We start from the raw sequence: 20,061 nt of genomic DNA on the forward strand, positions 1-20,061 counted from the left end.
CCGATCCGACACCAGACTCGAGGAGGCGCCGTGACCGATGGCGGGCAGCAGGCGGACGACCGGCAGGCGGACGAGCCGCAGAAGGCCACGCTGACGTACCCGGGCGGCCGGGTGGAGTTCCCCATCCTCCCCGCGGTCGACGGCGCGTCCGGCATCGACATCTCCGGGCTCACCCGGCAGACCGGGCTCACGACGCTCGACAACGGCTTCGTCAACACGGCGGCGACGCGCTCGGCCATCACGTACATCGACGGCGACCAGGGCATCCTCCGCTACCGCGGCTACCCCATCGAGCAGCTGGCGCGGCAGTCGAGCTACCTCGAGGTGGCCTGGCTCCTCATCCACGGCGAGCTGCCCACGGCCGACGAGCTCGCGAAGTTCGACGACGGCATCCGCCGCCACACGCTCCTCCACGAGGACTTCAAGGGCGTGTTCCGCGCCCTGCCCACCAACGCGCACCCGATGTCGGTGCTCTCCAGCGCGGTCTCCGCGCTCTCCACCTACTACGAGGACTCGCTGAGCGTCCACGACCCGGAGCAGGTCGAGATCTCGACGCTGCGCCTGCTGGCGAAGCTTGCCGGTCATCGCGGCGTACGCGCACAAGAAGAGCCTCGGCCAGGCGTTCCTCTACCCGGACAACTCGCTGTCCTTCGTCGACAACTTCCTCCGCCTGAACTTCGGCAACAACGCCGAGCCCTACGAGGTGAACCCGGTCGTCAGCCGCGCGCTCGAGCGCCTGCTGATCCTGCACGAGGACCACGAGCAGAACGCGTCGACGTCGACCGTGCGGCTCGTCGGATCCACCGAGGCCAACATGTTCGCCTCCGTCTCGGCCGGCATCGGCGCGCTCTTCGGCCCGCTGCACGGCGGCGCGAACGAGGCCGTGCTCTCCATGCTGGGCCGCATCCGCGACTCCGGCGAGGGCGTCGACCGCTACGTCGAGCGCGTGAAGAACAAGGAGGACGGCGTCCGCCTCATGGGCTTCGGGCACCGCGTCTACAAGAACTTCGACCCGCGCGCGCGCCTCGTGAAGGAGAGCGCCGACGAGGTGCTGGAGGCCCTCGGGATCCAGGACCCGCTGCTCGACATCGCCAAGGAGCTCGAGGCCGTCGCGCTCGCGGACGACTACTTCATCGAGCGGAAGCTGTACCCGAACGTGGACTTCTACACGGGCGTCATCTACAAGGCGATGGGCTTCCCCACGCGCATGTTCACGGCGCTGTTCACGATCGGGCGCCTGCCCGGCTGGATCGCGCACTGGCGCGAGATGAACGAGGACCAGACGACCAAGATCGGCCGCCCCCAGCAGCTCTACATCGGCCAGCCGGCCCGGGACCTCCCCCCGCGCGACTGACCCGCCCCGCACCACGGAGGCTCCCGAACAGGGGGCGTCCCGAGGCCGCCGATCCGTGTACCCGCGCGGATCGGCGACCTAGACTCGACTGCACCGACAACCCGCCCGCCGCCCGCAACAGCCCCTGCCGTCGGTCCGAACCCGAAGAGGGGGCCATGGCCAGACGCCTGCCGTCGTCCCCGCCGGTGCTGCCCGGGTTCACCTACGTGACGGTGCTCGGATCCGGCGGCTTCGCCGACGTCTTCCTCTACGAGCAGGACATGCCGCGCCGCCAGGTCGCCGTGAAGGTCATGCTCGCCGAGATCGTGACCGAGCGCCTCCGCGCCATGTTCCGCGCCGAGGCCGACCTCATGGCGCAGCTGAGCGCGCACCCGTCCGTGCTCACCGTGCACCAGGCGAGCGTCGCCTCCGACGGACGGCCGTACCTCGTCATGGAGCTGTGCTCGTCGAGCCTCAGCGACCGGTACCGGCGCGAGCCGCTGGGCGTCGCCGAGGCGCTGCGCGTCGGGATCCGCATCGCGAGCGCCGTGGAGACCGCCCACCGCGCGGGCGTGCTGCACCGCGACATCAAGCCCGCGAACATCCTCACCACCGCGTTCGGGCACCCCGTGCTCAGCGACTTCGGCATCGCGTCGACGCTCGAGGACGCCGCGGCGACCGACGCCGTGGGCCTGTCGATCCCGTGGTCGGCGCCCGAGGTGCTGGCCGAGGAGAGCCCCGGCACCGTGCGGAGCGAGGTGTGGTCGCTCGCCGCGACCGTCTACTCGCTGCTCGCGGGCCGCAGCCCCTTCGAGGTGCCGGGCGGGCAGAACGCGCCCGCGGACCTCGTCGCGCGGATCCAGAGGGCGCGGCCCCTCCCGACCGGTCGCGCCGACGTTCCCGAGCGGCTCGAGCTGGTGCTCCGCCGCTCGATGTCGCGGCAGCCGGAGGCCCGGCCCGAGTCGGCGCTCGCGTTCGTGCGCGAGCTGCAGGCCGTGGAAGCGGAGCTGCACCTGGCGCAGACGCCGCTCGAGGTCGCGAGCGAGGAGTGGGCGTCCGCCGTGGCGGCGGTCCCGGACGAGGACGAGGACCCGACGCGCGTGCGCGGCATCGTGCAGGTGGATCCCGGCGCGGGCCCGCGGGGCGCCCGGCGGGTGCGGCGGAGGGCCGCGGCGACGGCGGCGCGCGTGACGGACCCGGGTGCGGCGCGCGGCGTCGGCGGCTCCGGCGCGGGGGCCGTCGCGTCCGAGCCGGTGCGCGTCGGATCCGCGTCCACGTCGTTCGGCCGGTCCGGATCCGGGCCCGTCGGCGTCTCGACCCCCGGCCGCGCCGCCGCGCCGCCGCCCCGGTCCTTCCTCGCCCGGCACCGCATCGCGCTCGGCGCGGCGGCCGCGGGCGCGGTCGCGGCGTGCGTCCTCGTGGGCGTGCTGCTCGGCGCGTCCCGCGGCGGCGGCACGGACCCGCGCGACATCCCCGTGGTCGGCGAGATCCGCGCCTCGGCCACCGCCGACGGCGTGCTGTTCTCCTGGGCCGACCCCGGGCTCGACGCCGACGACGCCTACCAGGTGGTCCGCGACGGCGGCCTGCCGAGCACGCAGCGCGACACGTCGTTCCGCGTGGCGACGGGGGCCGCGGGCACGAGCGACCGCGCCTGCGTCCAGGTCACCGTCACGCGCGACGGCATCGCCGGGGAGCCCTCGACCGAGAAGTGCGCGGAGCTGCCGCGATGATCCGCCAGTGGATCCGCCGGCACCGCCAGGCCGCGACGACCGTCACCGGCGGCGCGGTCGTCCTCGCCCTCCTCACGGGCTTCGCCCTCGTCTCCGACGGGTACGACGCGCAGCGCGTCGACCTCGACGACGGCTCGGTGTGGGTCGTCAACTCCGCGCAGCAGGCCATCGGCCGTGCCAACACGGCCGTGCTCGAGCTCGACAGCGTGGTCGACTCGCGCAGCGAGGACATCGACGTGCTGCAGGCCGGATCCACCGTGCTGCTCGCCGACCGCGGCAGCTCGCGCCTCGACGTGGTGGACGACGCGACGAGCGAGGTCGTCGACACGGCCCCGCTGCCGGCGGGCGCCGAGGTGATGCTCGCGGGATCCCGCGCGGCGATCCTCGTCCCCGCGACCGGCCAGCTCTGGCTCGTGCCGGTCGCGGGCCTCGCCGCGTTCGACGCGGGCTCCGCGCCGACCCTCTCCCTCGGCGCCGACGCGGTCGCGTCGATGGACGCCGACGGCACGCTCCTCGTGTACTCCGCGGACGCGGGCACGCTGTCGCGCATCCGGGCTGCCACCGACGACACCGTCGAGGAGACCGTGGACGTGGGTCCCGTGGGCGCGCCCGCCGAGGAGCAGGCGGAGGCGCCGGCCGACCCGGCGGTCGCGATCGCGGGGGAGACCGTCGAGGCCGGCGACCCGGGACGGCCGGCCGGGCAGCGCCTCGCGCTCACGGGCGTCGACGACCACTGGGCGCTCTACGACGCCGACGCGCGAGCCCTCCTCGTGGACGGCCGCGCGGTCGACCTCGGCGGATCCGTGGCGGCGGACGCGCAGGTGGCCCTGCAGCGCGCGTCCGCGGACGGCGACGGCGTCCTCGTCGCGCACTCGGGTGGGCTCCTCGAGGTGCCCGTCGCGGGCGGCGACCCGGTCGTCGTCTCCGACGCCGTGCAGGGCGCGCCCGCGCGGCCCGTGCGCGTGGCCGGCTGCGAGTACGCCGGCTGGTCCGACGGATCCGGCTGGCAGCGCTGCCTGGCCCCCGCGGTGCTCCCTGGGACCGACGCCGAGGGGATCCGCACCACGGCCGGCGCGACCGCCGGGCTCGGGTCCATGCCGGCCCAGGCGGCGCTGCGCTTCCTCGTCGACGGCTCGCGGGTCGTCCTCAACGACGTGCGCGGCGGCGCGGCGTGGGCCGTGCAGCGCGGCGCGGGCCTCATCGACAACTGGTCGGACCTCATCGACCGCGACCGCTCCGACACCGTCGTCGAGCAGAACACGGCCGACACCCCGCCCGAGACCGACCGCGTGCAGCAGCCGCCCGTCGCCGTCGACGACGAGCTCGGCGCGCGCCCCGGCCGCACCACGGAGCTGCCCGTGCTCCTCAACGACCACGACCCGAACGGCGACGTGCTCGTGATCGACTCCGTCACGCCCGTCGACGCCGAGGTCGGGACGGTCGACATCGTCCACGAGGGGCAGGGGCTCCAACTCGCCCTGCCGCCGACCGCGTCCGGGACCGTGCGGCTCTCCTACGTCGTGAGCGACGGCCGCGGCGGCACCGCGACGGCCGACGTCCGCGTGGCCGTGCGCACGGAGGGCGAGAACTCCGCGCCCGTGCAGGTGCGGCCCGCGACCGGCACGGTGGCCGAGGGCGACCGGCTGCAGACGGACGTGCTGGGCGGCTGGTACGACCCGGACGGGGATCCGCTCTACCTCACGCGCGCGAGCGTGCCCGCCCCGGACGCCGTGAGCTGGAAGCCCGAGGGCCGCGTGGTCTACACGGACGCGGGCGCGGGCGGCGACACGCGCACGGTCGCGCTGCAGGTGTCCGACGGGCGCGAGGAGGGATCCGGCGAGCTCGTCGTGACCGTGCGCCGCGCCGGCGACGTGCCGCTCGTGGCCGAGGGCTTCGTCGTGCAGGCGGCGGTCGGGCGCGAGATCACCGTGGAGCCGCTCACGCACGCGCGCGGCGGCAACGGGGCGATCCGGCTGGCGGCCGTGCCCGCGCGCGCCGGCGTGCAGGTCACGCCCGACCTCGAGGCCGGCACGTTCCGCCTCCAGGGGAGCCAGACGGGCACGCACCTGCTCGAGTACACGGTGACCGACGGGCGGACGACCGCGACGGGCGTCGTGCGGGTCGAGGTGCGCGGCGTCCCCGAGTCCGACGGCCGGCCCGTCACCGTGCCGCACACCGTCTTCGTGCGCGCGCTGCAGGCGCAGGACGTGGACGTGCTCGCGACCGACTTCGACCCCGCGGGCGGCGTGCTCGTCATCACGGACGCGGTCTCGCCCGGCGACGCCGCGGGCGTGCGCGCGGAGGTCGTGCAGCAGCGGCTCGTGCGGATCAGCCTGACCCGGCCGCTCGACGGGCCCGTGGACGTCGAGTACCGGGTGAGCAACGGCGTGGCCGAGGCCGCGGGCGTCATCACGGTGATCGAGGTGCCCGAGCCCGCCGTCCGCCAGCCGCCCGTCGCGACCGACGACCGCGTGGCCGTGCGCGTGGGCGACGCCGTGGACGTGCCCGTGCTCGCCAACGACGAGCAGCCCGACGGCGACGCGCTCCGCCTCGACCCGGTGCTCGTCAATCCGCTGCCCGAGGGCGCCGGCCTCCTCTTCGCGAGCGACGACCGCCTCCGCTACCTCGCGCCCGACCGCACGGGCGACTACACGGCCGTCTACCGCGCGGTCGCGCCCGACGGCCAGTGGGCGACCGCGACCCTCACGATCTCCGTGCGCGAGGCCGACGTCGCGACCAACGCGGCGCCCGTGCCGCGCCCGCTCACCGCGCGCGTGCTCGCCGGCGAGACCGTGCGGATCCCCGTGCCGCTCACCGGCATCGACCCCGACGGCGACTCCGTGCGCCTCCTCGGGCAGGACACCGGCCCCGAGAAGGGGCAGGTCACCGAGGTGGGGCCCGACTGGATCGACTACCAGGCGGGCGACTACTCCACGGGCACGGACGCGTTCGCGTACGCCGTGGTCGACGGGCTGGGCGCGCGGGCGACCGGCACCGTCCGCGTGGGGATCAGCCCGCGGGTCGAGGGCGCGCGGAACCCCGTCGCGACCGCCGACACCGTGACCGTGCGGCCCGGCCGCGTGCTGCGCGTGCAGGTGCTCGCCAACGACACGGATCCCGACGGCGGCGCGCTCGCGCTCGTCTCGGTGCAGCCCCAGGCCGCGGGCCTCGTCGCGGGACTCGACGGCGACACCGTGCGCGTCGTCGCGCCCGAGGCCGCCGGCCGGTACGGGTTCGTGTACGGCGTCCGGAACGCGCGCGGCGGCACGGACGAGGCGTTCCTCACCGTGATCGTCGACCCGGCCGCGCCGCCCACCCGTCCGATCGCGCGCGACGCCGTGCTGCAGCTGTCCGACGTGCTCGACCGCTCGAGCGTCGACGTGGACGTGATGCGCAACGTCTTCTCCGCCGAGGGCGACGTGTCCGCGCTGGTGCTCGGCGTCGGCGCGGGCTACGAGGACGTGGCGCGCGTGACGTCCGACGGCCGGATCCGCGTCGAGGTCGGCGACGAGCGCCGCATCGTCCCCTTCACGGTCGCGCAGCCCGACGACCCGGCGATCTCCGCCACGGCCTTCATCTGGGTGCCCGGCTTCGAGGACACCCTCCCGCAGCTGCGCGTCGGCCAGCCGCGGCCGACCGTCGCGAGCGGCGAGCGGCTGGTGCTCGACCTCGACGACCACGTGATCGCCGCCGGCGGGCGCGCGGTGCGGATCGCCGACCCGAACGCGCTCTCCGCGACGCACGCCGACGGGCCCGTCGAGCTCGTGGACGAGGACACCATCGCGTACCGCAGCGAGCCGGGCTACTTCGGGCCCGCGGCCGTGTCGTTCACCGTGACCGACGGATCCGGGATCGGCTCCGGGGCCGCGGGCGGCCGCACCGCCGCGCTCGTGCTGCCGATCACGGTCACGCCCACCGAGAACCAGCCGCCCGTGTTCACGGGCGCGGTCATCGACCTCGAGCCCGGGCAGTCGAAGGACATCGACCTCGGCCGCCTCACCACCTACCCGTACGCGGACGACCGCGGGCAGCTCGCGTACGCGCTCGAGGGCGTCGTGGCCGCGGGCTTCCGCGCCTCCGTCGACGGCGGCACCCTGCGCGTCTCCGCCGACGGGGGCGTCGCGACCGGCGCGGCCGCGTCCTTCCCCGTCAGCGTCCGCGACGCCACGCAGACCGGGCGCGCGGGCCGAGTGGACCTCCGGGTCGTGCCGTCGACGCGCCCGCTCGCCGAGCCCGCGACCGACGAGGGCGCCGTGACCCGCGGATCCTCCACCACGATCGACGTGCTCGCCAACGACGAGGCCGGCAACCCGTTCCCCGGCACGCCCCTCACGGTCGCGTCCATCCGCGGTGCGGACGGCGCGAGCCTCCCCGCGGGCGTGACCGTGACGCCGTCGGCCGACCGCGCGACCCTCGCCGTCACGGCCGCCGCGGACGCCGAGCCCGGCGACGTGCGCGTGCAGTACGAGGTGCGCGACGCCACGGGCGAGGCGGGCCGGGCCGCCTTCGGCACCGTCGTGATCCACGTGCAGGACCGCCCCGGGCCCGTCGCGGCCCTCCGCGCCACGGGCTTCGCGGACCGCTCGCTCACGGTCGCGTTCGAGCCGGGCGTCTTCAACGGCTCGCCCATCACCGGCTACCAGGTGCGCGTGCTCCGCGGGGGCGCGGCCACCGCGACCGTCACGTGCGCGTCGACCACGTGCGCGGTCCCGACGCCCGGCAACGGGCCCTCGAACGCGGTGCAGGTCGAGGTGTCGGCCGTCAACGCCGTGGGCGCGTCCGATCCCGCGTCGATCTCCGGGCTCTGGTCGGACGTGCTGCCCGCGGCCCCCGCCGGCCTCACCGTGGAGCCGCTCGTCGACGGGCTGCGCGTGTCGTGGCGGCCGTCGGACGCGCCGTCGGCGTCGAGCCCGGTCACGCAGCACGTCGTCACCGTGGGCGGCGTCACCCGGCAGGTGGCCGCGGACGCCACGAGCGTCGAGGTGCGGGATCCGTCGCTCGTCCCCGAGGTGCCCGTCGCCGTCGCGGTCGCCGCGCGCAACAGCGCCCAGGTGCAGGACGCGTCCGCCTGGCTCGCGGCCACCACCACCGGCACGCCGCGGGGCGCCCCCACCGCCACAGGCGCGCCCTCCGCGGTCGCCGACCCCGCCGACGAGACGCGCGTCACCGTGTCGTGGCCGGCGTTCCAGGGCCAGGGCGTCGACGGGATCCGCTACCTGGTGGCCGCGTACGCGCCCGGGTCCGCGCCCGCCTGCTCGGTCGCCACCGAGGGCGTCGCGCCGTGGTCCGCCGACCACGGACCCGCGGTCGACGTGGGCGGCGCGACCAGCCACCTGTTCACGGGCCTCGCCACCGACCAGCCCGTCGCGTTCGCCGTGCTCGCCGCCAACAGCCAGGGCTGCACGGTCGTCGAGGCCGGCCAGCTGACGCCGCGCACCGCGCCGTCGACGCCCGTCGTCACGGTCGCGCTGCCGGACCCGGAGCGGTCCTCGGAGGGCGTCTCCCGCGCGGTCCTCACCGACGCGCGGTACCGGCCGGGCAGCGCGTCCGCCTCCGCCCAGCTGCTGTACCGCGTCGACGGGCAGGGCGACGGCGTGCCGGTCGGCGTCGGCCAGGAGCTGACGCTGCCGCGCACGGGCGCCCGCGCGAGCGTCCAGGTGCGCGTGGTCGAGGACAGCGGCGACGGGCGGCCGCGCTCGAGCGGCTGGTCGGATCCCGTCGACGCCGGCGTCGCGGTCGACGCGCGGGCCGGCGACGTGCGCTTCACGGCTGACGCCTCCGGCGCCGTGAGCGCCTCCTGGACCTCGATGCCCCCGGTGGCCGCGGGCGGCTACTCCCGGAGCGAGCACCGCTGCGGCGGGACGGGCCCCTGGACCGACGGGTCGTCGGGCGCGGCAGGATCCTGCATCATCCCCGCGGGAGGGGAGCGGATCCTCGAGGTGCGCGTCGCCGCGAACTCGGGCAACCTGTACACGTACGCCCACCGCGGATGACGGCCGATCCCGCGGCCCCCGTGCCGCACCGCCAGGCCGCACCCGAGAGGCACGCCCCCATGACGATGACCGCCGACGAGGCCCGCGCCTTCCAGGACGAGTTCGCCCGGCTCGTCCGCAACGTCGAGCAGGTGCTCCTCGGCAAGTCCCACGTGGTGCGCCTCGCCTTCACCGCCATGGTCACGGGCGGGCACCTGCTGCTCGAGGACGTGCCCGGCACGGGAAAGACCTCGCTCGCGCGCGCCATGGCGCAGACGGTCGACGGCACGCACAGCCGCGTGCAGTTCACGCCCGACGTGCTGCCCGGCGACATCACGGGCGTCAGCGTCTACGACCAGCGCACGGGCGAGTTCGAGTTCCACCGCGGACCCGTGTTCGCGAGCATCGTGCTGGCCGACGAGATCAACCGCGCGAGCCCGAAGACCCAGTCCGCGCTCCTCGAGGTGATGGAGGAGGGCCGCGTCACGGTGGACGGCACGCCGTACGACGTGGGCGACCCGTTCATGGTCATCGCGACCCAGAACCCCATCGAGCAGGCGGGCACCTACGCCCTGCCCGAGGCGCAGCTCGACCGCTTCCTGCTGCGCACCTCCATCGGGTACCCCGACCACGAGTCGATGCTGCGGATCCTGCAGGGCTCCGCCGTGAGCGCACACGACGTGACGCTCGCGCCGGTCGCGTCGGCCGCGTCCGTGCGCGCGCTCCAGGAGCGCGCGGGGACGGTGCACGTGGATCCGTCGATCGCCGACTACGTGGTGCGCCTCGTCGACGCCACCCGCACCGCGCCCGAGGTGCGGCTCGGCGCCAGCGTGCGCGGCGCCCTCGCGCTCGTGCGCGCCGCCCGCACCTGGGCCGCCGCCGACGGCCGCCACTACGTGCTGCCCGACGACGTGAAGGCCCTCGCCGAGCCCGTGCTCGCGCACCGCCTGCTGCTGGATCCCGAGGCCGAGTTCGACGGGGTCACGCCCACGAGCGTGCTGTCGCAGATCCTGATCGAGACCGCGCCGCCGCGGGACCGGCACGCGGGGGCGCCGTCCGCGGGCGGCGCGTCCGAGCCCGGCGCCGCGGGCGCGCGGCCGGGCGGATGACCGCGGTCGGGACGCGCGGCGCCGCCGACGCGCCCGGTCCCGGCGGCGTCCCCGAGGTCGCGGACGCCGCCCCGGGCGCCGTGCCGGGCGCCGCCGCGCCCCGGAACGCGATCGCGCGCCTCGTCGGCGTCGTCACGCCGCTCGGCCGCGTCGTCGCCGTCGCGGCGGTCGTCGCGGGCGCGGCCGGCTACGCGCTCGGCTGGCGCGAGCTCGTGGCCGTCGCCTGGACCGCCGCCGCGCTCTGGGTCGTCGCGCTCCTCCACCTCGTCGGATCCGCGGGCGTCGAGGTGACCCTGCGCCTCCCGCGCGACCGCGTGGTGGCGGGGGAGCGAGCGCCCGCCACGGTCGCCGTGCGCAACCCGCTCCGGCGGCGGGCCGTGGGCCTCACGGTCGAGGTGCCCGTCGGATCCGGGCTCGCCGAGATCCACGTGCCGTCACTCGGGCACGGCCACTCCCACGAGGACGTCTTCGTCGTGCCCACCTCGCGCCGCGGCGTGATCCCGCTCGGCCCCGCCCGCATCGTCCGCGGCGACCCGATCGGCCTGGTGCGCCGCGAGTCGGCCGAGGCCGCCGCGACCCGGCTCCTCGTGCACCCGCGCACGCTCGCCATGCCGAGCACGAGCACGGGCTTCGTCCGCGACCTCGAGGGCCGCGCCACGCGCGACCTCACCGACAGCGACGTGTCCTTCCAGTCGCTCCGCGAGTATGTGCCGGGCGACGCCGTGCGGCACATCCACTGGCGCTCCACCGCGAAGACCGGCGTGCCCATGGTGCGGCGGTTCGAGGAGACCCGGCGGAGCCACATCATGGTGGCGCTGTCCCTGCACGCGGGGGATTACGGGAACGCGGCGGCGGACGGCGCGGCCGGCGGCGCGGGCGCGGGCGCGGACGCGGGCGCTGCCGGCGGATCCGGCGCGGGCGGCGACGCCGGGTTCCCCGCGGGCGGCACGACGGTCGCGGCCGGGGGAGCGGCGGACGCGCTCCCCGGATCCACCGCCGAGGCCGAGTTCGAGCTGGCCGTGAGCGTCGTCGGATCCCTGGGCGCGCGCGCCATCGTCGACGCGCGCACCGTCTCGGTCGTCGCCAGCGCCGACCGCACGGGCCGCCCGCGGGCCCGCCGCCTGCCGACCGTCCCCACGCTGCCCGGCCTCGCGCGCACCGTCCGCCGCCCGGCCCCCGCCGCCTCCCGCTCCGCCCGCCTCCGCCGCCTCGCCACCGTGACGCGCGACCGCCTCCTCGACGACCTCGCCGAGATCGCCGCCGACGACCGCGCGGCGCCGCTCGGGGAGCTCGCCCGGGCCGCCGCCGACGAGGTCGCGGGCGTCTCCGTCGTCTTCCTCGTCTGCGGCACCGGCGCCGCGCCCGCCGCGATCCGCTCCGCCGCCGTCGGCTTCCCGCCCGGCGTGCAGGTGGTCGCGGTCGTCTGCGACCCCGAGGCCGAGGCCGGGCTCCGCCGCCTCGGCGACCTGAGCGTCCTCACCGTCGGCTACCTCGACGACCTGCGCGGCGCCCTCCAGCGGAGCGCGTCGTGAGCGGGGGCGGCGGGTGGCGGGCGGCACGCGTCGCGGCGGGGCGCGCCGGTGCCCGTGGCGGTGCCGCTGCCCGTGGCGGTGCCCGTGCCCGCGGTCGCGCGCGCGTCCCCGCCGGTGCCCGCGACCCCGGCCGCACCCTCGTCCCCGTGCTCGCGATCGCCCTCCTCACGGCGCTCGCCGCGGCCGCGTTCTGGCCCGTGTACCGCGACGCGTCGTTCGTCCGCATGGCGGGGATCACGCTCGCGGTCGGCGTGCTCGTCGCGGTCGCGGGCGCCCGCCTCCGCTGGGGCAGCGCGGTCGTCGCGGGCGCCGTCATCCTCGCCTTCCTCGCGCTCGGGGTGCCGCTCGCGGTGCCGACCGCCGCGGTCGACGGCTGGCGGCCCACGCTCCGCGGGCTCGGCGAGCTGGTCGAGGGCGCGTCCCTGGGGATCGTCCGGCTGCTCACGATCGCGCTCCCGGTCGGCGACTACCAGGCCCTCCTCGTGCCCGCGTTCGCGCTCGTGCTGCTCGGGTCCGTGGTCGGCGTGACAGTGGCGCTGCGGACCCGCCGGCCGGAGCTCGCGGTGATCCCGTCCCTCGTGATCCTCGTCGCCGCGGCCGCCCTCGGCCCCGACCGCAGCCAGGGCCCGGACGCACCCGACGCCTCGGGCCTCCTCGTGCCGCTCGCGCTGGCGTGGCTCGCGACGGCGCTGCTGTGGATCGCCCGCTGCCGCTGGCGCCGCCGGCACCGCGCGGTCCGCCGCCTCGGTCGGCAGGCGGGCATCCCGGTGGAGTCGGCGTCCGACCGGCGGCGCTCGGGCGCGCGCGCCGGGGCCTCCGCCGTCGCCGTCCTCGCGGTCGCCCTCGTCGCGGGCGTCGCGGCCACGAGCGCCGCCCCGCCGGACGCCTCCCGCGCCGGCCTCCGCTCCACCGTGGAGCAGCCCTTCGACCCGCGCGCCCAGGTCAGCCCGCTCTCGTCGTTCCGCACCTACTGGAAGGCGCCGACCGTGGGGGACACGCTGTTCACCGTCGCCGGCCTGCCCGCGGGCGGACGCGTCCGGCTGGCGGCGCTCGACACCTACGACGGCGTCGTCTACGGCGTGGGCGGCGCGCGCGGCAGCGTCGACGCGTCCCGCACCGGGCAGGCCTCCGGCACCTTCGCGCGCGTGCCGTACCGCCTCGACCAGACGGGCGTCCCGGGCGACGGCGTGACCCTCGACGTCGTCATCGACGCGTACCGCGGCGTCTGGCTCCCCGGCGCGGGCCGCCTCGAGCGCATCGGGTTCCCGGGCGACGACGGCGGGCGCCTCGCCGACTCCTTCTACTACGACGACGCGACGGCCACGGGCGCGGTCATCGGCGGGCTCGTCGCGGGCGACGCGTACGAGCTCGAGGCGGTCGTCGCCTCGACGCCGCCGCTCGAGGCGCTCGCCGACGAGCGCCCGGGCGACGCCGTCGCGCCCCGGCCCACGGGCGTGCCCGACGAGGTCGCGGCCCGCATCGCGGCGTCCACGGCGGCCCCCGACGGCGCGACCGCCGGCGGCGCGGACGCCGGGGCCGGCACCGCGGCCTCGCCCGGCGCGCAGCTCGTCGCCGCGGTCTCCGCCCTCCGCGCGGACGGCTACGTCAGCCACGGCGTCGGCGACGCGCCCTTCAGCCGGTCCGGCCACTCGGCGGAGCGCATCGCCGACCTCCTCACCACCCGCCCGATGCTGGGCGACGCCGAGCAGTACGCGGTCGCAGCCGCCCTCATGGCCGACGAGCTGGGCTTCCCGGTGCGCGTCGTCATGGGCTTCGCGCCCGGCGAGGCGGCCGTGCGCGAGGCGGAGGGGCGCCCCGTGCCGATCACCGGATCCGACGTCACGGCCTGGATCGAGGTCGACACGGCATCCTCCGGCTGGGTCGCCGTGGATCCGAACCCCGCCCGTCCGCGACGTCCCCGACGCCCTGCCCGACGAGCCCACCGAGGTCGCCCGCCCGCAGACCGTGCTGCCGCCGCCCGTCGAGGAGCAGGCCGAGCCCGAGGACCGCACGCCGCCCGACGCGAGCCGCGACGACCGGCCGGAGGCGGATCCGGCGCTCCAGGCCCTGCTCGCCGCCCTGCGCGTGGCGGGCTGGTCGCTGCTGGGGCTGGGGCTCGCGGCGTCACCGTTCCTCGCCGTGGTGGGCGCGAAGGCCCGACGGCGCCGTCGGCGACGCGGGGCGGCGGACGCGCGCGCCCGCGTCGGCGGCGCATGGGACGAGTTCCGCGACGGCGCGCTCGACCGCGGCCTCGTGCCGCCGGTCGCCGCGACCCGCCGCGAGGTCGCGCGGCTCGCCGGGGTCGGCGGGGCGCGGGGGCTCGCGGACGTCGCGGACGAGTCGGCGTTCGCGCCCGGCGACGTGCCCGATCCGCTCGCCGACGCCGCGTGGCGCCGCGTGGACGAGCTGGCTGCGCGCATGGACGCGGGGCGGACCCGGCGGCAGCGGCTGCGGGCGCTCGTGTCGCCGGCGTCGCTCCGCGGCGCGCGGCCCGGTCGGGGCACCGGCGGGACCGGTGGTGCCGGGGGCGCGCGCGGGCGCGCCGGTGCTCCGGACGACCCGGGTCGGCCGCGCCGCTGACGGGTCCTCCCCAGGCCGCGTCGCGGCCCTCCGTGCACGGTGGGCGGTCGGGGCGGGGCTCCGGCGCATGCGACGTGGTGTCCTCCGCCCGTGGACATCGCCCCGCCCCCGTCGCCCCCGCCCGCCCCGCCCCCGCCGTTCCCCGTGCTCGGCGTCGCGGCCCCTCTCGTGGTCAGCGCGGCGGTCTGGGCCGTCACGCGGTCGCCGTACGCGCTGCTGTTCGCGGCCCTCGGGCCCGTGGTCGCGGTCGCGGGCGTCGCCGATCAGCGCATCTCCGGCCGCCGCTCCACCCGCCGCGCCGCCCGGGAGGCGCGGGACGCGGGCCGCGCGCCTGCACGACGAGGTGCGGATGCGGGTCGCCGCCGTGCGGGCGGCGCTGCGGTCCCGCGCGCCGTCGGCCCGCGAGATCCTCGACGGGCGCGCCAACCCGGCACTCCTCTGGCGTGCCGACCCGGGCGCGGACGGCGCGGCGCCCGTCCTCGCGCTCGGCACCGGGGAGGTGTCGAGCGGGATGGTGTGGCGCGGGGATCCGGAGGCGCGGGTGCCGGACGAGCCCGCGCCCGTCCGCCGCCGCCTCGTGCGCCGCTCGGCTGCCCGGCCCCCCGTCACGGGGCCGGGCGGTCGGCGAGGCGGGTCGGGCCTCCCCGGACCCGCGCGGTGGGCGGATCTCGTCGGCTGGGTCCCCGAGGCCCCCGTCCTCGTCGCGGGCGCGGGCGGTCTCGGGCTGCGCGGCCCGCGCGCCCTCGTCGCGCCCGTGCTCCGGGCCGCCCTCGTCCAGCTCGTGCACGCGCTCCCGCCCGACGACCTCCGCGTCGTCTCCCGCCCGGCCGGCGCGGAGTGGGACTGGCTGGCGCGCCTCCCGCACGCCGCGGACGGCGCCGGCACGGAGGCGGTGACGCCGGGCGAGCCGGGCGCGTCCGTCGTCCGGCTCCGGCTCGGCGCGGGCGAGGTGGTGCTCGCCGCGGCGTCGCGGGTCGAGTCGCTCCCGGCCGCCTGCCGCACGGTGCTCGACGTCCGCGGACCGGGTGCCGCACGGATCCTCGTGGCCGAGGCCGCGCCGGACGTCCCGGCCGCCCCGCCCGGTCCCGGTCCCGGTGCCGCGCCCGTCCCGGCTGCCGAGCTCCCGCCGGTTGCCGCGCTCCCGTCGGGCGATGCGTCCGCCACCGCGCACCCCGGCGACCCGGAGGGCGACCCGCCCGTGCGGATCACGCGCACCGGCCTCGTGCGGCCCGAGCTGGTGTCCCTCACGGAGGCGGAGCGCCTCGCCGACGAGCTCGCGGCGCTCGCCCGGGACCGCGGTCTCGCCGCGGCGCGGTCGCCCCTGCCGTCCCGCGTGCCGTTCGCGGACCTCCCGTGCCCCGCCGAGCCGGCGGGCCGCCCGCGCACGCTCGCCGCCGTCGTCGGCGTCGGGCACGGCGGTCCCGTCGCGGTGGACCTCGTCGCCGACGGCCCGCACGCGGTGGTCGCGGGCACGACGGGCAGCGGCAAGAGCGAGCTGCTCGTCACGTGGATGGCGGCGCTCGCCGCGGCCCACCCGCCCGAGGAGGTCACCGTCCTCCTCGTCGACTTCAAGGGAGGCGCGGCCTTCGATCCGCTGCTCGTCCTGCCGCACGCGGTCGGCCTGGTCACCGACCTCGACGGCCAGGGCGCTCGGCGCGCCCTCGAGAGCCTCCGCGCCGAGGTCCGGCACCGCGAGCGGACACTGCGCGAGGCCGGAGCACGCGACGTCGACGACGAGGCGGCCGCGGGGATCCTGCCGCGCCTCGTCATCGTCGTCGACGAGCTGGCCGCGCTCCTCGCCGACCAGGACGGCCTGCACGAGGTCGTCGCCGACATCGCCGCGCGGGGACGGTCGCTGGGCATGCACCTCGTGCTCTGCACGCAGCGCCCGGCCGGCGTCGTGCGCGACGCGGTGCTCGCCAACTGCGACCTCCGCCTCTCGCTGCGCGTCAACAACGAGGCGGACAGCCGTGCCCTCCTCGGCACGACCGCGGCCGCGCGCCTCCAGGACGCCCCTCCCGGCCGCTGCCTCGTCGGGGCGCACGGCGCTCCCGCCCAGCCGTTCCAGGTCGCGGTCACGACCGCGGACGACCTGGCCGCCGTCGCCGCCGCGCGCGCGACGCGGGTCCCGGTGCGACGCCCGTGGCTGGATCCGCTCCCCGCGGTCGTGCCGCTGGCCGACCTCGCGGCGCACACCGCCGATCCGCTCACCGGTCCCCGGTCCGGCCCCGTCCCGGCACCCGGCGCCGTGCCGTCCCTCCCCTTCGCCCTCGTCGACCTGCCCGCGGAGCAGCGGCGGGCGACCGCGGTCTGGCGGCCCGGGACGGACGGCCACCTGGTCGTCGTCGGCGGCCCGGGGTCCGGCCGCACCACGCTCCTGCGCACCCTGGCGGCCTCGGCGGCCGACGTACGCATGCACGTGCGGATGGTCCCCGCCGACGCCGAGGGCTGCTGGGACGGGCTGAGCGCCGTGGTCGCGCGCATCCGGGACCCCGCCGGCCCCCGGGATCCGCTCCTCGTCCTGGCGGACGACCTCGACGTCGCGGCCTCGCGCCTGGACCCCGAGCACCAGGCCGCGCTGCTCGAGCTGGTCGCCGTGGTCGTCCGCAAGGGTCCGATCGCCGGGGTGGCGCTCGCGGTCGCGGGGCGTCGCGCGAGCGGACCGCTGCAGGCCGTGGCCGCGGCGGCGGGCCCGCCGGTGATCCTCGCGCTCCCCACCCGGCAGGAGCACGCGCTCGCGGGCGGCGACGTCCGCCTCGTCGAGGCCCGCCCGGCACCCGGCGCGGGGGAGTGGCGGGGCGAGCGGATCCAGGTGGCGCTGCCGCCCGCGCCTGCGCCTGCACCGCACGGGACCGCCGCGGAGGCGCGCGATCCGGCGCCCCGCGTGGTCCTCGACCACGACGCCGTGCACGCCCTCGTCACCCCGTCACCCGTCGCGGCGGTCGCGCGTCTCCGCGAGCACGGCATCGACGCCGTCGACGCGGCGGATCTCCCACCGGGGTGGACGCCGGACGCACCCGTTCCCGTGGCGCGTCCGGACGGCACGGGGACGACGGGTCCCGGCTCCGCAGGGGCGCCCGGCACGGCCCGCGTCGTGGTCGCGGATCCCGACGTCTGGCTCCTGCGCGGACCGCTCCTCGCCGGGATCCGCCGCACCGGCAGCGTCGTGCTCGAGGGCTGCGCCCCGCGGGACGTCCGCACGCTGCTCCGCGTCCGCGCGGTGCCGCCTCCCCTCGTGCCCCTCCCCGGGCGCGCGTGGCTGGTCGCGCCGGACGGCGCCCTGCGCCGCGCCTCCTGGCCGCCGGCGCCGGCGGGGTCGACGCAGCCCGCCATCGGGGCCGCGCCGGCCGCGGGGGTCAGCCGATGAGCGTCGGCGACACCCGGATCGCGCCCACCGGCACGCCGCCGCCGAGCACCACGAGGTCGAGCTCGGGGCGCACGCGCTCCACGTCCTCCCGCGTGATCGCCCCCGCCTGCGCGAGCAGCTCCAGCGCCACGATCGTGGACGCCCGCAGGCTCCCGTCGAGCGTCTTGGACGCCACGGTCGTGCCGTCGGGCGCGGTCATGATCATGATCCCCTCGGCCCCGCCCTTGGCGAAGAGACCGAGCCGCTCGATCACCACGGTGTTCGCGCGGCCCGGTCCGTCGATCGCCCAGCCCTGCGCGCGCACGGCCGCGGTGAGCGCGGCCGCGTGCCGGTACAGCGCGAACGGCGAGCCGGGCGCGGAGGTCGCGATGCGGTGGATGCCGCGCGCGAGCGCCGTGAGCGACATCGCATGCACGGGCGCGCCGCACCCGTCGACGCCCGTCGTCGCGATCCGCTCGCCCGTGAACCGCTCCACCACGTCGCGGATCCGCACCTGCAGGGGGTGGTCCGGGTGCAGGTAGTCGTCGGTCGACCAGTCGTTCGCGACGCAGGCGAGCAGCATCGCGGCGTGCTTGCCGGAGCAGTTCATGTAGACGGGCGAGGCCGGGATCCCGGCGCGCACGAGCTCGTCGCGCGCCGCCCGTTCCAGCGGCCAGTCGGCGGGGCAGCGGAGGGCGGACTCGTCGAGCCCGGCCTTCGCCAGGATCCCGCGCACCACGGCCACGTGCCGTGCGGTCGCCGCGTGGCTGGCCGTGGCGAGCACGTGCTCCTCCTCGGTCAGCTCGGCGCCGCTCGCGAGCACCGCGAGCGCCTGGAACGGCTTCATGCTCGAGCGCGGGAACACCGGCGTGGCGGCGTCGCCGACCTCGCGCAGCACCTCGCCCGCGGGCGAGAGCACCACGGCGGCGCCGATGTGGCGCGACTCCACGAAGCCGCTGCGGTCGAGCACCGCGAGCTCCACGGCGCCCTGGACGGGGATCGTCTCGACGGACGTCGCCATCAGAGCGCCCGGAACGCGTCGGCGATCACACCGAGGGCGTCGTCGAGCAGCTCCTCGGAGATCGCGAGGCTCGGCAGGAAGCGGAGGACGTTGCCGTACGTGCCCGCCGTGAGGATGATCACGCCGTGGGCGTGGCAGTACGCCGCGATGGCCGCCACCGCGTCCGCGTTCGGCTCCTTGGTGGTGGACCCGGTGCCCGGCTGCACGAGCTCGATGGCGGTCATCGCGCCGATGCCGCGCACGTCGCCGATGATGTCGTGCTCCGCCTGCAGCGCGGTGAGCGCCCGGTGCAGGTGCTCGCCGATCCGCGTCGCCTCGGCGAGCAGGCCGTGCGCGTCGATCGCCTCGAACACGGCGACGGCCGCCGCGGCCGCGACGGGGTTGCCGCCGAACGTGCCGCCGAGCCCGCCGGGGAGGGCGGAGTCCATGATCTCTGCGCGGCCGGTCACGCCCGCGAGCGGCAGGCCGCCCGCGATGCCCTTGGCCGTGAGCACGAGGTCGGGCACGAGCCCGAGGTGCTCGCTCGCGAAGAAGCGCCCGGTGCGGGCGAGGCCCGACTGGATCTCGTCGGCGATGAAGACCACGCCGTTGGCCGTGCACCACTCCTGCAGCGCCGGCAGGAAGCCGTCGGCCGGCACCATGAAGCCGCCCTCGCCCTGGATGGGCTCGGCGACCACGCACGCCAGGTCCGTCGCGCCGATGCGCTTCTCGAGGTACGAGATGGTGCGGGCCGCGGCCTCGGCGCCCGAGAGGCCGTCGTGGTACGGGTAGGAGCTCGGCGCGTGGTAGACGTCGCCGGCGAACGGGCCGAAGCCCGTGCCGTAGGGCGAGGCCTTGTAGTTCATCGCCATCGTGAGGTTGGTGCGGCCGTGGTAGCCGTGGTCGAGCACCGCCACCGCGCGACGGCCCGTGTGCTTGCGCGCGATCTTCACGCCGTTCTCCACGGCCTCCGCGCCCGAGTTCACGAGCACGGTGCGCTTCTCGTGCGTGCCCGGCGTGTGCTCCGCGAGCAGTTCCGCAACGCGCACGTACTCCTCGTACGGCGTCACGGTGAAGAGCGTGTGGATCACGTCGCCGAGCTGCTCGGTCGCCGCGTCCACGACCTCCTGGCGCGTGTGGCCCACCGTCGTCACGCCGATGCCGGCGCCCAGGTCGATGAAGCGGTTGCCGTCCACGTCCTCGACGACCGCGCCGTGGGCGCGCGCGATGTAGACCGGCAGCAGGGACGAGACGCCGGGCGGCACCACGCGCTTCCGGCGCTCGTGCAGCTCGCGGGAGAGCGGCCCGGGGATCTCCGTCACGATGCGTCGCTCCTGCGGCACCTGCGGGCGCGCGACGCGGCCGGTCGGGGCGGCGGGGGAGTCGGAGGCGGAGCCGGCAGGAGTGCCGACGAGGGCGGAGTCCAGGGTGTCTGTCATGATCCGGCGAGTTTACCCGC

Annotated in this window: 8 protein-coding genes and 2 pseudogenes; 8 read left to right on the top strand and 2 right to left on the bottom strand. The window is 77.4% G+C overall.

From position 1 onward, the window contains the following. The first annotated feature begins 30 nt into the window (after positions 1-30). The 8 genes and pseudogenes from QFZ62_RS14565 (at position 31) to QFZ62_RS14600 (ending at position 17,623) form a co-directional block, all read left to right on the top strand. A pseudogene (locus QFZ62_RS14565) lies at positions 31-1,354 on the top strand (citrate synthase). A gap of 155 nt (positions 1,355-1,509) precedes the next feature. Beyond that, positions 1,510-3,063 carry a serine/threonine-protein kinase gene (locus QFZ62_RS14570; RefSeq protein ID WP_307507142.1) on the top strand — a complete coding sequence of 518 codons (1,554 nt, stop codon included), beginning with the start codon at positions 1,510-1,512 and terminating at the stop codon, positions 3,061-3,063. Beyond that, positions 3,060-9,056, top strand: coding sequence for an Ig-like domain-containing protein (locus QFZ62_RS14575; protein ID WP_307507145.1), 5,997 nt, complete (start codon positions 3,060-3,062; stop codon positions 9,054-9,056). Before QFZ62_RS14570 ends, QFZ62_RS14575 begins: the two co-directional genes overlap by 4 nt. A gap of 59 nt (positions 9,057-9,115) precedes the next feature. Then, complete coding sequence (locus QFZ62_RS14580; protein ID WP_307507146.1) at positions 9,116-10,144, top strand: MoxR family ATPase; 1,029 nt, start codon at positions 9,116-9,118, stop codon at positions 10,142-10,144. Next, the gene (locus tag QFZ62_RS14585) at positions 10,141-11,676 is read left to right on the top strand and encodes a DUF58 domain-containing protein (RefSeq protein WP_307507148.1); all 1,536 of its coding nucleotides are present in this window, start codon (positions 10,141-10,143) and stop codon (positions 11,674-11,676) included. Before QFZ62_RS14580 ends, QFZ62_RS14585 begins: the two co-directional genes overlap by 4 nt. A 197-nt stretch (positions 11,677-11,873) precedes the next feature. After that, a pseudogene (locus QFZ62_RS14590) lies at positions 11,874-13,511 on the top strand (transglutaminase domain-containing protein); the annotation flags it as partial. A 130-nt stretch (positions 13,512-13,641) separates the two neighbouring features. Next, positions 13,642-14,256, top strand: coding sequence for a hypothetical protein (locus QFZ62_RS14595; RefSeq protein WP_307507151.1), 615 nt, complete (start codon positions 13,642-13,644; stop codon positions 14,254-14,256). Positions 14,257-14,605: 349 nt separating this feature from the next. Beyond that, the gene (locus QFZ62_RS14600; protein WP_307507155.1) at positions 14,606-17,623 is read left to right on the top strand and encodes an FtsK/SpoIIIE domain-containing protein; all 3,018 of its coding nucleotides are present in this window, start codon (positions 14,606-14,608) and stop codon (positions 17,621-17,623) included. Here the strand turns inward: QFZ62_RS14600 and QFZ62_RS14605 are convergent. Then, positions 17,613-18,623, bottom strand: a complete 1,011-nt coding sequence (locus tag QFZ62_RS14605) for an asparaginase (RefSeq protein WP_307507158.1) — start codon at positions 18,621-18,623, stop codon at positions 17,613-17,615. The two genes, QFZ62_RS14600 and QFZ62_RS14605, sit on opposite strands and share 11 nt — an antisense overlap. Next, positions 18,623-20,041, bottom strand: a complete 1,419-nt coding sequence (gene gabT, locus QFZ62_RS14610) for a 4-aminobutyrate--2-oxoglutarate transaminase (protein ID WP_307507161.1) — start codon at positions 20,039-20,041, stop codon at positions 18,623-18,625. The genes QFZ62_RS14605 and gabT overlap by 1 nt, the downstream gene beginning before the upstream one ends. Positions 20,042-20,061 lie beyond the last annotated feature (20 nt).

This window comes from Clavibacter sp. B3I6 (genome assembly GCF_030816895.1).
Taxonomy (GTDB): Bacteria; Actinomycetota; Actinomycetes; order Actinomycetales; family Microbacteriaceae; genus Clavibacter.